The organism is Micromonospora mangrovicola (assembly GCF_047200535.1).
In the GTDB taxonomy this organism is placed as follows: Bacteria; Actinomycetota; Actinomycetes; order Mycobacteriales; family Micromonosporaceae; genus Micromonospora.
The window spans coordinates 1-13,027 of record NZ_JBJZOG010000141.1 but is presented as its reverse complement, the minus strand read 5'-3'; the positions used below and the strand labels follow the sequence as shown (position 1 = coordinate 13,027).

The following is a 13,027-nucleotide window of genomic DNA, read 5'->3' as shown; positions in this document are numbered from 1 at the left end:
GGGACAGGGCCGACCGCCCGCCGACTGCAACGCCGACCCGGACATCCCGGACACCAGCCGACACGCGGCCCGACGATCGACACGGGATACCGCAACCGAGCCTGCCCCGGGCGTTCGGGTATCCCCGCTTGCCGGCGCTGGAGTGGATCAAACCGGTCGGCGCATATCGCCTCCCGAGATCCCGGACATACGGTCCGGCGCGGCCTACGAACTTGATGACGTGGACGACTCAGGCCGGGGATGGCGAGCTGCTCGGCTTCCCATCGGTCCCATCGGTCCCGCCGGTGACTCGTCTGCATCATCAAGTTCGTAGCGCTTCGAACCCTCTTCCTCGCCGGGCTGGTGCGCCGCAAAAGCGCCGTCGTCGCCCACCCGCCAGCGCACGTCCCGGCCACGCGGTCCGGCCAGGGCACGACGCGCGCACCACAGGATCCCGTCGCCGACCGAAACCCGCAGCCCGACGCGGGTCAGCAACTTCACCGCGGCCGTCCGGTGATCGACTCGGGATGCCGCAACCGGCGGCGTTTCGAGCGCCGGATGCCCCTACCTGCCGGAACCGGAGTGGATCACGCCGAGGCGGGGCGGGCGCAGGGTCGACCTCCACGCCGACCGGGATATCCCGGACACGCGGTCACGGGCGGCCCGCGAGATCGGGTTCGGGCTGCCGCAGGTCGCGGTGTTCCGGGCGCTGGACACCCCCAGCTGCGGCATCCGGCGGCGGGCAGCGGCCCGGCGCCGGATGCCGCGTCAGTGGGTGTCGGCGGGAGTGGCGGCGCTGCGCTGGGTGGGGACGGGTCGGGTCGCCGGCCAGGGGACCTCGGGTGCGGGGTGGAAGGTGATGCCGGCGGTGGTCCAGCGCGGGCCGTGCCCGGCCAGGCGTTCCCGGAACGCGGCCCAGTCGTGCGTCGACCGGGGCGACCAGCCCAGCTCGGCCACGGCGGGCAGGCGCGGGAGGAGCATGAACTCGATCTCGGCCCGGGTGGTGACCGACTCGGTCCAGAGCGGCGCCTCCACGCCGAGCACGGCCTCGACCGGTACGCCGGTCAGGTGGGCGCCCGGATCCCAGTCGTACGCGTGCCGCACGTCGATCAGCCCGGCCCAGTCGTGCCCGATCGGGGTGTCCGGGGCGTACTTCATGTCGAGGTATGCGCGGTTGCCGGGGGAGAGGATGACCCGGGCGCCCCGACGTACCGCGTCGGCGGTCTCGGGGTCGTCGCCGTTGGTGCCCCACCACTGGAGGACCCGCCCGTCGCTGTGCTGCGCCGGGGCGAGCTGGTGCCAGCCGACCACGGTCTTCCCGGTGTCCGCCACGATCAGCTGCGCCCGCTCGACGAAGCCGGTGTACGCCGCGCCCTTGACCTTGAACGCCTCGTCGCCGCCGAGGTGCAGCCAGGGGCCGGGGGTCAGCGCGGCCACCTCGCCGAGTACGTCGGTGACGAAGTCGTACGTCCGCTCGTCGGCCGGGTCGACGTAGCTGAAGCCGACCTCGGTGCCGGTGTACGGCGGTGGCGGGATCTTGCCCGGTGCCAGCTCGGGGTACGCGACCAGCGCCGCGTTGGTGTGGCCCGGCAGGTCGATCTCCGGCACCACGGTGACGTGGCGGCGGGCGGCGTACGCGACGATCCGGCGGTAGTCGGCCTTGGTGTAGGAGCCGCCGGGCCCGCCGCCCACCTCGGTGGCCCCGCCCACCTCGGCGAGCCGGGGCCAGGAGTCGACGGCGATCCGCCACCCCTGGTCGTCGGTGAGGTGCAGGTGCAGGTGGTTGAGCTTGTACCGGGCCAGGTGATCGATCACCCGCAGCACGTCCTCGACGTCGAAGAAGTGCCGGGCCACGTCGAGCATCGCGCCGCGGTAGGGAAAGCGTGGCCGGTCGACGATGCTGCCGCCGGGCACCACCCAGCGCGCGTCGACCGGGGTGGTGTGCTCGATCGCCGCCGGCAGCAGCTGCCGCAGCGTCTGTACGCCGTGGAAGAGCCCGGCGGCGGCGGGGGCGGTGAGGCGGACCTCGGTGGCCGTGACGTCGAGCCGGTACCCCTCGTCGCCCAGCTCCTCGGCGGCATCCCCGCTGCCGGGCGCCCCGCCGGCGGTGGCGGCCCCGTCCGGGCCGGCCACGCCGGCGGTGGCGACCGCGCCCGTGCCGTCCGTGCCGCCGGTGCCGACCGCTCGGGCGGCCGTGGTGTCGCCGGCCGCGTCGAGGTGGGTCGGCGCGGCGCCGGACAGGGTGAGCGACAGCGGTCCGGCGGGGCCGGCGCCGGGAGCGTCGGCGACGGGCAGCGGCTGGCCGGTGGCCGGGCGGAGCAGCTCGGCGAGCTGTTCGGCGACGTCCCGGGCGGCCGGGTCGGCGCTGACCCGGATCACCGCGTCGGCGGGGAGGGTGAAGTCGGCCGTCGGGTCCGGGGCGACCCGCTCCGGGGCGGGCACCACGTCGCCCAGCCGGACCGGGGCGGGTGGGGTGAGCAGGTCGCCGGCCCGCCGGGCGGCGGCGCGGGCCAGGTCGGCGGCGGCTGGTTGCCGGCTGGGGAGGCCGGCCCGGTCGAGCGGTTCGGGACCGGTCTCGGACGGGACGGCGGGGGTGGTCGACACGGCGACGGCTCCCGAGGGTGTATTTGCGCGGGATATGGCAAAGGTCAGGTTCAGCGAAACCAGTGCCGTCAAGAGTACGAGGGGAATCGGAATTGCGTGATCCTGCGCGTGGAAGCGTTCCCAAAAACCGGTACGGACGCGGATAGTGGCGACAGTTGTGCCTATTGTCACCGAACGGTCCCAGGCCACTCGATGTTCGCTTAACCTTCGCCCACCGATCGCTGACGACGCCGGGATTACCGGCGGTTGGTCTCGGGGTATGTCCGAACTGAACCTTCGTTAAGTGTCAATGGCGCGCGTGGGAGGCTCTGGTGGCAGCGCAAGAGACGGTCGATCACAAGTACGTCTACGACTTCGCCGAGGGCAACAAGGACCTCAAGGATCTGCTCGGCGGCAAGGGGGCCAACCTCGCCGAGATGACGAATCTCGGCCTCCCGGTCCCGCCGGGCTTCACCATCACCACCGAGGCCTGCAAGGCGTACCTGGCGACCGGCCGGCAGCCGGACGGGCTGGCCGAGCAGATCGAGGCGCACCTGGAGTCCCTGGAACGGGAGATGGGCCGCAAGCTCGGCGACCCGAACGACCCACTGCTGGTCTCCGTCCGCTCCGGTGCCAAGTTCTCCATGCCCGGCATGATGGAGACCGTCCTCAACGTCGGCCTCAACGACCGGAGTGTCGTCGGGCTGAGCGCGCAGGCCGGCGGCAACGACCGGTTCGCCTGGGACTCCTACCGGCGGCTGATCCAGATGTTCGGCAAGACCGTCTGCGACGTGCCGGGCGAGGAGTTCGAGCACGCCATCGACGACGCCAAGCGGGCCAAGGGTACGAACAACGACCTCGACCTGGACGCGGACGACCTGCGTGGGCTGGTCGACGCGTACAAGAAGATCTTCGCCAAGCACACCGGGCGGGAGTTCCCGCAGGAGCCGCGGGAACAGCTCGACCTGGCCATCCGCGCGGTCTTCGACTCGTGGAACGCCGAGCGGGCCGTGGTCTACCGCCGCCAGGAGCGGATCCCGGCCGACCTGGGCACCGCGGTCAACGTGGTGGCCATGGTCTTCGGCAACCTCGGCGCGGACTCCGGCACCGGCGTCGCCTTCACCCGCGACCCGGGCAGCGGGGCGCAGGGCATCTACGGCGACTACCTGGCCAACGCCCAGGGCGAGGACGTGGTCGCCGGCATCCGCAACACCGTGCCGTTGCAGGAGCTGGAGCGGATCGACAAGAAGTCCTACGACGAGCTGCTCGGGTACATGGCCCGGCTCGAGGAGCACTACAAGGACCTCTGCGACATCGAGTTCACCATCGAGCGCGGCAAGCTCTGGATGCTCCAGACCCGGGTCGGCAAGCGCACCGCCGCCGCCGCGTTCGTGATCGCCGGCCAGCTCGTCGACGAGGGGCTGATCGACCTGAATGAGGCGCTGCACCGGGTCAACGGCGCGCAGCTCGCCCAGCTGATGTTCCCGCGCTTCCAGCTCGACCACGAGTTCGAGGCGGTGGCCAAGGGCATCGGCGCCTCCCCGGGCGCCGCCGTCGGCAAGGTCGTCTTCACCTCCGACCGGGCGGTGGAACTGGCCGCCGAGGGCGAGGCGGTGATCCTGGTCCGCCGGGAGACCAACCCGGACGACCTGAACGGCATGATCGCCGCCAAGGGCATCCTCACCTCGCGCGGCGGCAAGACCAGCCACGCCGCCGTGGTGGCCCGGGGCATGGGCAAGACCTGCGTCTCCGGCGCGGACGAGCTGGACGTGAACGTGCCGGCGAAGAAGTTCACCGTCGGCGGGCACACCGTCAACGAGGGCGACGTCGTCTCCATCGACGGCACCACCGGCAAGGTCTACCTCGGCGAGGTGCCGGTCATGCCCTCCGAGGTGGTGCAGTACTTCGAGGGCGAGCTGGACGCCGAGCGGACCGACGACCCGCTGGTCCGGGCCGTACACCGGATCATGACCCACGCCGACGCCGCGCGGCGGCTGCGGGTGCGGACGAACGCCGACACCGGGGCGGACGCGGCGCGGGCGCGGCGGTTCGGCGCCGAGGGCATCGGCCTGTGCCGCACCGAGCACATGTTCCTCGGCGAGCGGCGGGAGCTGGTCGAGCGGCTGATCCTCGCCGCCACCGAGGCCGAGCGGGAGCAGGCGCTCGCCGCGCTGCTGCCGTTGCAGCGGGAGGACTTCGTCGAGATCTTCCGGGAGATGGACGGCCTGCCGGTCACCGTCCGGCTGATCGACCCCCCGCTGCACGAGTTCCTGCCCCCGCTGGAGCAACTCGCGGTGAACGTCGCGGTCGCCCAGGAGCGCGGCGAGGACGTGGCCAAGGAGGAGGCGCTGCTCGCCGCCGTCCGGCGGATGCACGAGGAGAACCCCATGCTCGGCCTGCGCGGCGTCCGGCTCGGCCTGGTCATCCCCGGCCTGTTCGCCATGCAGGTCCGCGCCATCGCCGAGGCCGCCGTCACGGTCGTCCGGGCCGGCGGCGCCGCCTGCCCGGAGATCATGGTCCCGCTGGTCGGCGCGGTCCAGGAGCTGGAGACGGTACGCACCGAGGCCGAGAAGATCATCGCCGAGGTGATCGGCGACAGCGGTGTCGAGGTGCTGATCGGCACCATGATCGAGGTACCCCGGGCGGCGCTGACCGCCGGGCAGATCGCCGAGGCGGCGCAGTTCTTCTCCTTCGGCACCAACGACCTCACCCAGATGGGCTGGGGCTTCTCCCGGGACGACGTCGAGGGCGCGTTCTTCTGGCGCTACCTGGAACTGGGCATCTTCGGCATCTCGCCGTTCGAGTCGATCGACCGCGACGGCGTCGGCCGGCTGGTCCGGATCGCCGCCGAGGAAGGCCGGGCCGCCCGGCCCGGGCTGAAGCTCGGCGTCTGCGGCGAGCACGGCGGTGACCCCGACTCGGTGCACTTCTTCCACGAGGTCGGGCTCGACTACGTCTCCTGCTCGCCGTTCCGGGTGCCGGTGGCGCGGCTGGAGGCCGGCCGGGCGGCGGTGACCACCACCGGCTCCGACTCCCGCTGACGGTGCGGGCCGCGGGGCCGCCGGCGTGCGTCGACGGCCCCGCACTCGCCCGACGCGCCAGATCGGACTTCCGGGCGTAGCCTGAGCTCGCCCGTACGAGTGATCAGGAAAGGCGGCCGCATGAGCAGCGTCTGGGAGAACCTGACGGTCGATGCCCAGGACCCGTCCCGGCTCGCCCACTGGTGGGCGGAGGCGCTCGGCTACCAGGTGATCACCGACAAGCCCGACGAGGTGGAGATCCGCCGCTCGCCAGACGACCTGCCCGGCATCGTCTTCGTCCCGGTCAGCGGCCCCAAGGAGAGCAAGAACCGGCTGCACATCGACCTGCGCCCGGCCGACCAGGAGGCCGAGGTGGAGCGCCTGGTCGACATGGGTGCCCGGCACGTCGACGTGGGCCAGGGCGGGGCGGGGTGGGCGGTGCTGGCCGACCCCGAGGGCAACGAGTTCTGCGTGCTTTGTGAGCGAACGGGGTGAGCCGCAGCTGCCAGGCCGGCGGTCGCGGCCAGCGGTGGCCGGGCACCGGGGATGACGGTTGAGCGGGGGTCCGGGCTTCGACGGCGACGCGCGGCTGGTCACCGAGGCGCCCAAGGACACCGGCTACGGGCGGTCGCCGTACGAGCGGGACCGGGCCCGGGTGCTGCACTCGGCGGCGTTCCGCCGGCTCGCCGCGAAGACCCAGGTGCACCTGGCCGGCACCGACGACTTCCTGCGTACCCGGCTGACCCACTCGCTGGAGGTGGCGCAGATCGCCCGGGAGATGGGCGCCCGGCTGGGCTGCGACCCGGACGTGGTGGACACCGCCGGGCTGGCGCACGACCTGGGCCACCCGCCGTTCGGGCACAACGGCGAGGACGCCCTGGACGTCCTCGCCGCCGACTGTGGCGGCTTCGAGGGGAACGCGCAGACGCTGCGGGTACTGACCCGGCTGGAGGCGAAGGTGCTCGCTCCGGACGGCGGCTCCGCCGGGCTGAACCTCACCCGGGCCTCGCTCGACGCGGTCTGCAAGTACCCCTGGCCGCGCCGCCCCGGCCGGCGCAAGTTCGGGGTGTACCCCGACGACCGCCCGGTCTTCGACTGGCTGCGCGCCGGCACCCCCGGCGAGGACCGGCGCTGCCTGGAGGCGCAGGTGATGGACTGGGCGGACGACGTGGCGTACTCGGTGCACGACGTCGAGGACGGGATCCACGGCGGGTACGTCAGCCTGCGCCCGCTGCTGGCCGACCCGGAGGAGCGCCGGGCGCTCTGCGCCGACGTGGCCGCCGCGTACTCCGGGGAGGCCCCCGAGGACCTGGGCGAGGTGCTGGCGGAGTTGCTGGCCGACCCGGTGCTCGCCCCGCTCGCCGCGTACGACGGCAGCCACCGGGCCCTCGCCGCCCTGAAGACCACCACCAGCGTGCTCACCGGCCGGTTCGTCGCCTCCGTGGTGGCCGCCACCCAGGAGCGCCACGGCCCGGGCCCGCACCGCCGGTACGCCGCCGACCTGGTGGTGCCGCGCCGGATCCGGGCCCGGTGCGCGCTGCTGAAGGGCATCGCCCTGCGCTACGTGATGCGTCGCCCCGGCGCCGGCCCCCGGTACGCCCACCAGCGGGAGATCCTCGCCGAACTGGTCGCCACCCTGCTCGACCGGGCGCCCGACGCGCTCGACCCGGTCTTCGCCCCGCTCTGGCGGGACGCCCCCGACGACGCCGCCCGGCTCCGGGTGGTCATCGACCAGGTGGCCTCGCTCACCGACCCGGCCGCCCTCGCCTGGCTGGTCCGCTGACCGGCGGCCACCGGCAGGAACGTGCTCGATCCTGGCAGGTGGTGGCCTCGGCCGGCGCGGGCGACCACCACGTCCGGGATCGGGCGTGACCCTGGGAGGGTGACCGGGACGGCCGGTGGGGGAGCGGCCGCGACTTAGGCTAGCCTAAGCGGCATGACGGAGCGCCCGAAGAAGGTCACCGCCGCCACGGTCGTGCGGACCGAGCGGCCCACCCCACACCTGGTCCGGCTGGTGCTCGGCGGCGAGGAGCTGGCCGGCCTGCCGGTGGGCGCGTACACCGACCACTACGTGAAGCTGGTCTTCCCGCCCGCCGGGGTGGCCTACCCGCACCCGACGGACCTCGCCACCATCAAGCGGGAGTTCCCGGCAGAGCAGTGGCCGCGGCTGCGGGCGTACACGGTGCGGGCCTGGGACGCGGCGGCCGGCGAGCTGACCATCGACGTGGTGCACCACGGCGACGAGGGGCTGGCCGGGCCGTGGGCGGCCCGGCTGCGCCCCGGCGACCGGGTGCTCTTCACCGGCCCCGGCGGGGCGTACGCCCCCGACCCGGCCGCCGACTGGCACCTGCTGGCCGGGGACGAGAGTGCCCTGCCGGCGATCGCCGCCGCGCTGGAGCGGCTGCCGGCCGGCGCCCCGGCGAAGGTCTTCGTCGAGGTCGACGGCCCGGCCGACGAGCTGCCGCTGGCCAGTCCGGGCGCGGTCGAGCTGCGCTGGCTGCACCGGGCCGGGCGTCCGGTGGGCGAGCCGCTGGTCGAGGCGGTCCGGGCGCTGGAATTCCCGCCCGGCCGGGTGCACGCCTTCGTCCATGGCGAGGCCACCTCCGTCAAGGAGCTGCGCCGGCTGCTGCGGGTCGACCGCGGGGTGCCCCGCGACGCGCTCTCCATCTCGGGCTACTGGCGGCGCGGCCTGGACGACGAGGGCTGGCGCGCCACCAAGGCCGCCTGGAACGCCCAGGTCGAGGCCGAGGAGTCCACCACCCTTCCCGCCTGACCGCCCCCGATCTCGCCCTGATTCACGGAAAGCGTGGCTATCGGACCAGGAACAGCCACGCTTTCCGTGAATCAGCGCGGGGTGTCGGGCGGTGCGGGAGGGGAGAGCGGGCGAGTGGACAGGACCGCGCCCACGTGGGTGGCGGAGCGGGCGACGCGGCGACGGATCGCGCGCAGGTGCCCGGCGACCGAGGCGGCGCCGGCCGCCGCCGCGACCGGGCCCGCCAGCCAGGCGGGGCCGGCGGGCAGCACCGCCAGCCCGGCGGCCAGGCCGACCAGGGCGCTGTTCACCAGCGCGATCATGCCGGCCTGGCTGACCAGGTCGCGGAACCAGTGCCGGTGGAACGGCTCGGGCGCGAACGGCCCCGGGTCGTCCAGCGTCGGCATGATGATGAACGGGGTCAGGCCGGGCGCGCGGCGGGCCAGGTAGGTGCGGAGCACGGTGGCGGCGACGGCGTACCGGCGGCCCCGGTCGTTGAGCTCGACCTGACGGGCGAAGACGAAGATCCCCAGCAGCAGGACCAGCAGGCCGAGCCCGGCCAGCACCGCCGGGCCGGCCGGGGCGGGCGCGCCGGTGGTGAGCAACCCGGCCGACACGGCGGTCGCCCCCGACGCCACCGCCAGGAAGAAGGTGAACCGGGCGGTGGACTGGTCGTGCACGGTGCGGCTCAGCTCGCGCAGGTGCTCGTACTCGGCGAGCGCGATGGTCAGCTCCGTGTCGTCGGCCATCCGCGTCCCCTCCCCGGTCGCTGGGTCCCCACCGTAGTCAAGATCGGCAAGGGTCGGTTCCTGCGCCGTTCCGCCCCGCCGGGGCGATCCGCCCGTCGAGGATGGGGTCATGGCGGAGCAGGTACGGGAAGCACCCGCGGCGGAGCGCACCGACCGGGTGGTACTGGGGCTGAGCGTGGTCGGGGTGCTGGCGGTGGTGGCCTGGGGCGTGACCGCCCGCGGCTCCCTGGCCCGGTTCGGGGACGCCGGGCTGTCCTGGGCGATCGACACGTTCGGCTGGTTCTTCGTGCTCGCGGCCGACGCGTTCCTGGTGCTGGCGGTGGTCATCGCGGCCTCCCGGTTCGGCCGGATCCGGTTGGGGGCCGACGACGACGAGCCGGAGTTCAACGCGCTGGCCTGGATCGCGATGATGTTCAGCGCCGGCATGGGCATCGGTCTGGTGTTCTTCGCCGTCGCCGAGCCGATCCAGCACTTCGCGACGCCGCCGCCCGCGTCCGGGGTCGCCCCGCAGAGCGGGGCCGCAGCATCGGTGGCCATGCAGTACACCCTCTTCCACTGGACCCTGCACCCCTGGGGGATCTACGCGATCGCCGCGCTGGCGCTGGCCTACTCGACCTTCCGCAAGGGGCGCGGGAACCGGATCTCGGCCGCCTTCCACCCGCTGCTCGGCTCGGCCGCGGACGGCGTGCTCGGCCGGGCGATCGACCTGCTCGCCGTCTTCGCCACCGTGTTCGGCTCCGCCACCAGCCTCGGCCTGGGCGCCCTCCAGGTGGCCGCCGGGCTGGACCTGGTTGCCGGCGTCCCGGACAGCCGGGCGGTGGAGATCGTGGTCATCGCCGCGCTGACCCTCGCCTTCGTCGTCTCCGCCTTCTCCGGCCTGCACCGGGGGGTCAAGTGGCTGTCCACGACGAACGTGCTGCTCGCCGTCGCGCTGATGCTCTTCGTCTTTCTGGTGGGTCCGACCGTCTACACCCTGGAGGTGCTGCCCGCGTCGATCGGCGACTACCTGAGCAACCTGCTGCAGATGTCGACCCGCACCGGTGCCTTCTCCGATCCGGCCTGGCTCGGGTCCTGGACGATCTTCTACTGGGCCTGGTGGATCTCCTGGGCGCCGTTCGTGGGCACCTTCATCGCGCGGATCTCGCGTGGGCGGACGGTCCGCCAGTTCCTCATCGGGGTGCTGCTGGTGCCCAGCGGCGCGAGCGCCGTCTGGTTCGCGGTGATGGGTGGCAGCGCACTGCGGACCCAGGCCACCGGCACCCGGGACCTGGTCGCCGACGTGGGCGCCAGTTCGGAGCAGGCGCTCTTCGGGCTGCTGGACGCGCTGCCGCTGGCCACGCTGACCAGCGTGGTGGCCATGGTGCTGGTCGGGCTGTACTTCGTCACCAGCGCGGACTCGGCGTCCCTGGTGCTCGGCTCGCTGACCTCGCGGGGCGCGCTGCGCCCGCACCGGGGCGTGGTGGTGCTCTGGGGCGTACTCATCGGGGCGGTGGCGGCGGCGCTGCTGCTGGCCGGCGGCCTGGCCGCGTTGCAGCAGGCCACCATCCTGGTGGCGCTGCCGTTCGTGGTGGTGATGCTCGGCCTGGCGGTCGCCCTGGTCCGGGAGATGGCGGTGGACCCGGCGGTGCGACCCGCGGTCCGGCCGCGCCCCTTCGGCCTGGCCGCCGCGGTGCGCGCCGCCCGCTCGTACGAGGAGGAGGATCCGCCGCCGGTCACCCGCTGGCTCCACCGGCCCCGGCGGTGAGCCGACGCCTACCCGACAGAGAGCGGGTGTGCCTCGACATGTAGCAGGAGTGCTACATTTCGCGGTATGACTGCGGTCGAGCTTCCGGGAGTTGTCGAAACTCCACCCCCACCCGACGAGGACCTGGTCCTCGACGTCCGTGACCTACGCATGCGGTACGGCACCGTCGACGTGCTGCACGGGGTCCACTTCACCGCCCGGCGCGGCGAGGTGCTCGCCCTGCTCGGGCCCAACGGAGCCGGCAAGACCACCACGATCGAGATCCTGGAGGGCTTCCGGATGCGCTCCGCCGGGCAGGTCCGCGTCCTCGGCGTAGACCCCGGCCGGGGCGACGAGCGCTGGCGCGCCCGGATGGGCGTGGTCCTCCAGTCCTGGCGCGACCACGGCAAGTGGCGGGTCCGCGACCTGCTCGCCCACCTCGGCGCCTTCTACGCCCCGTACGGCACCGACCGGATCCGCCGGCCCTGGCCGGTCGACGACCTGCTGGACACCGTCGGCCTGACCCCGCAGGCGGAGAAGCGGGTGCACCAGCTCTCCGGCGGGCAGCGCCGCCGGCTGGACGTGGCGGTCGGCATCGTGGGCCGCCCCGAACTGCTCTTCCTGGACGAGCCGACGGTCGGCTTCGACCCGGCCGCCCGGCGCGAGTTCCACGAGCTGGTGCACCGTCTCGCCGACCTGGACGAGACCACCATCCTGCTCACCACGCACGACCTCGACGAGGCGGAGAAGCTGGCCGATCGGATCCTCATCCTGGCCGGTGGCCGGATCGTCGCGGACGGCTCGCCGGACGAGCTGGCCCGCCGGGTCGCCGGGGACGCGGAGGTCCGCTGGACCCGGGACGGGGAGCGGTTCGTGCACTCCGCCGCCGACGCCACCGGCTTCGTCCGCGACCTGCTGCGCCAGTACGGCGACGCGGTGCAGGAGTTGGAGGTCCGCCGGGCGAGCCTGGAGGACGCGTACATGGCACTGGTCTACGAGGAGGAGTCCGGGGTGCGGACCGGCCGGTCCGCCGGAGTGTGGCAGCAGGGGAGCGGTGACCGATGAACCCGACCATGGCGGCCGTGCGGGCCGGCTTCCGGCGCGGCCTGATCGAGCTGCGCAACACCTTGAGCAACGGCCAGGACCTGTGGAACTACTTCTTCCCGACCGCGGCCCTGCTGACCGCCATGTTCTTCATGCGCGGCTCCACGGTGCCCGGCACCTCCTTCTCGCTCGGCGCCCGTACGCTGCCCAGCGCCCTCGGCATGGGGCTGGCCTTCGGCGGCATGCTGGTGCTCGCCTCGCAGCTGGTCATCGAACGGGAGGACGGCACCCTGCTGCGCGCCAAGGCCACCCCGAACGGGATGCTCGGCTACCTGATCGGCAAGATCACCCTGATGTCCACGGTGGCGCTGGTGAGCATGCTCATCCAGCTCGTCCCGGCGCTGTTCTTCCTGGACGGGCTCCGGGTGACCAGCGTGTCCGCCTGGCTCACCCTGCTCTGCGTGGCGGTGCTCGGCCTGGTCGCCACCCTGCCGATGGGCGCGGTCCTCGGCTCGCTGATCGAGAACCCGCGCAACCTCGGGCTGGTCATGCTGCCGAACATGGGCCTGATCGCCCTCTCCGGCATCTTCTACCCGATCAACGGCTACCCGGGGTGGCTCCAGGCCGTCGCTCAGGTCTTCCCGATCTACTGGCTAGGGTTGGGCATGCGCTCGGCGCTGCTGCCCGACAGCATGGCCGCGGTCGAACTGGGCCACTCCTGGCGGCACCTGGAGACGCTCGGCGTGCTCGGCGCGTGGGCGGTGCTCGGGCTCGTGCTGGCGCCGATCGTGCTGCGCCGGATGGCCCGCCGGGAGTCCGGCTCGCGGGTGGCCGCGCGCCGGCAGCGGGCCATGCAGCGGGTCGGATGAGAGGGCGTCGATGAGCGAGACCGTGCACAACCGGATCGCGGTGTTGCGCGCCGAGCGGGGCATCTCCCGCCGGCAGCTCGCCGACGCGCTGGGTGTGCACTACCAGACGGTCGGCTACCTGGAACGGGGCGAGTTCCGGCCCAGCCTGCACCTGGCGCTACGGATCGCCGCCTACTTCGAGGTGCCGGTCGAGGTGGTCTTCTCCATCGAGCCGTTCCCCCGGATCGGCGACGCGTCGGCGGCCGGGGAACGGACGGCGTGACGCCGGAGCGGGGTCCCGACCGTGGCCGGGACCCCGCTCCGGACGG

Annotated in this window: 10 protein-coding genes; 8 read left to right on the top strand and 2 right to left on the bottom strand. The window is 73.4% G+C overall.

The features are described 5' to 3' along the window. Nucleotides 1–747 precede the first annotated feature (747 nt). Nucleotides 748–2,493: a family 20 glycosylhydrolase gene (locus ACL02O_RS31375; protein WP_412821799.1), complete on the bottom strand. Its 1,746-nt coding sequence runs from the start codon at nucleotides 2,491–2,493 to the stop codon at nucleotides 748–750. A gap of 401 nt (nucleotides 2,494–2,894) precedes the next feature. On the opposite strand from ACL02O_RS31375, the gene ppdK reads away from it, so the two are divergent. The 4 genes from ppdK (at nucleotide 2,895) to ACL02O_RS31355 (ending at nucleotide 8,355) form a co-directional block, all read left to right on the top strand. After that, nucleotides 2,895–5,603 carry a pyruvate, phosphate dikinase gene (gene ppdK, locus ACL02O_RS31370; RefSeq protein WP_412821798.1) on the top strand — a complete coding sequence of 903 codons (2,709 nt, stop codon included), beginning with the start codon at nucleotides 2,895–2,897 and terminating at the stop codon, nucleotides 5,601–5,603. A 120-nt stretch (nucleotides 5,604–5,723) separates the two neighbouring features. Continuing rightward, the gene (locus ACL02O_RS31365) at nucleotides 5,724–6,077 is read left to right on the top strand and encodes a VOC family protein (protein ID WP_412821797.1); all 354 of its coding nucleotides are present in this window, start codon (nucleotides 5,724–5,726) and stop codon (nucleotides 6,075–6,077) included. Between the two features lie 58 nt (nucleotides 6,078–6,135). Then, complete coding sequence (locus ACL02O_RS31360) at nucleotides 6,136–7,365, top strand: deoxyguanosinetriphosphate triphosphohydrolase (RefSeq protein ID WP_412821796.1); 1,230 nt, start codon at nucleotides 6,136–6,138, stop codon at nucleotides 7,363–7,365. A gap of 153 nt (nucleotides 7,366–7,518) precedes the next feature. Then, the gene (locus ACL02O_RS31355) at nucleotides 7,519–8,355 is read left to right on the top strand and encodes a siderophore-interacting protein (protein WP_412821795.1); all 837 of its coding nucleotides are present in this window, start codon (nucleotides 7,519–7,521) and stop codon (nucleotides 8,353–8,355) included. A gap of 71 nt (nucleotides 8,356–8,426) precedes the next feature. Here the strand turns inward: ACL02O_RS31355 and ACL02O_RS31350 are convergent, their stop codons facing one another. Then, entirely contained in the window at nucleotides 8,427–9,083 is a 657-nt protein-coding gene (locus ACL02O_RS31350; RefSeq protein ID WP_412821794.1) for a hypothetical protein, read from the bottom strand. A 109-nt stretch (nucleotides 9,084–9,192) separates the two neighbouring features. Between ACL02O_RS31350 and ACL02O_RS31345 the strand changes: the two genes are divergently transcribed. From ACL02O_RS31345 to ACL02O_RS31330, 4 genes are all read left to right on the top strand, one after another. Further along, nucleotides 9,193–10,827, top strand: coding sequence for a BCCT family transporter (locus ACL02O_RS31345; protein ID WP_412821793.1), 1,635 nt, complete (start codon nucleotides 9,193–9,195; stop codon nucleotides 10,825–10,827). Between the two features lie 66 nt (nucleotides 10,828–10,893). After that, nucleotides 10,894–11,871, top strand: coding sequence for an ABC transporter ATP-binding protein (locus ACL02O_RS31340; protein ID WP_412821792.1), 978 nt, complete (start codon nucleotides 10,894–10,896; stop codon nucleotides 11,869–11,871). Next, entirely contained in the window at nucleotides 11,868–12,719 is an 852-nt protein-coding gene (locus tag ACL02O_RS31335) for an ABC transporter permease (protein WP_412821791.1), read from the top strand. The genes ACL02O_RS31340 and ACL02O_RS31335 overlap by 4 nt, the downstream gene beginning before the upstream one ends. A gap of 10 nt (nucleotides 12,720–12,729) precedes the next feature. After that, nucleotides 12,730–12,981, top strand: coding sequence for a helix-turn-helix transcriptional regulator (locus ACL02O_RS31330; RefSeq protein ID WP_412821790.1), 252 nt, complete (start codon nucleotides 12,730–12,732; stop codon nucleotides 12,979–12,981). Nucleotides 12,982–13,027 lie beyond the last annotated feature (46 nt).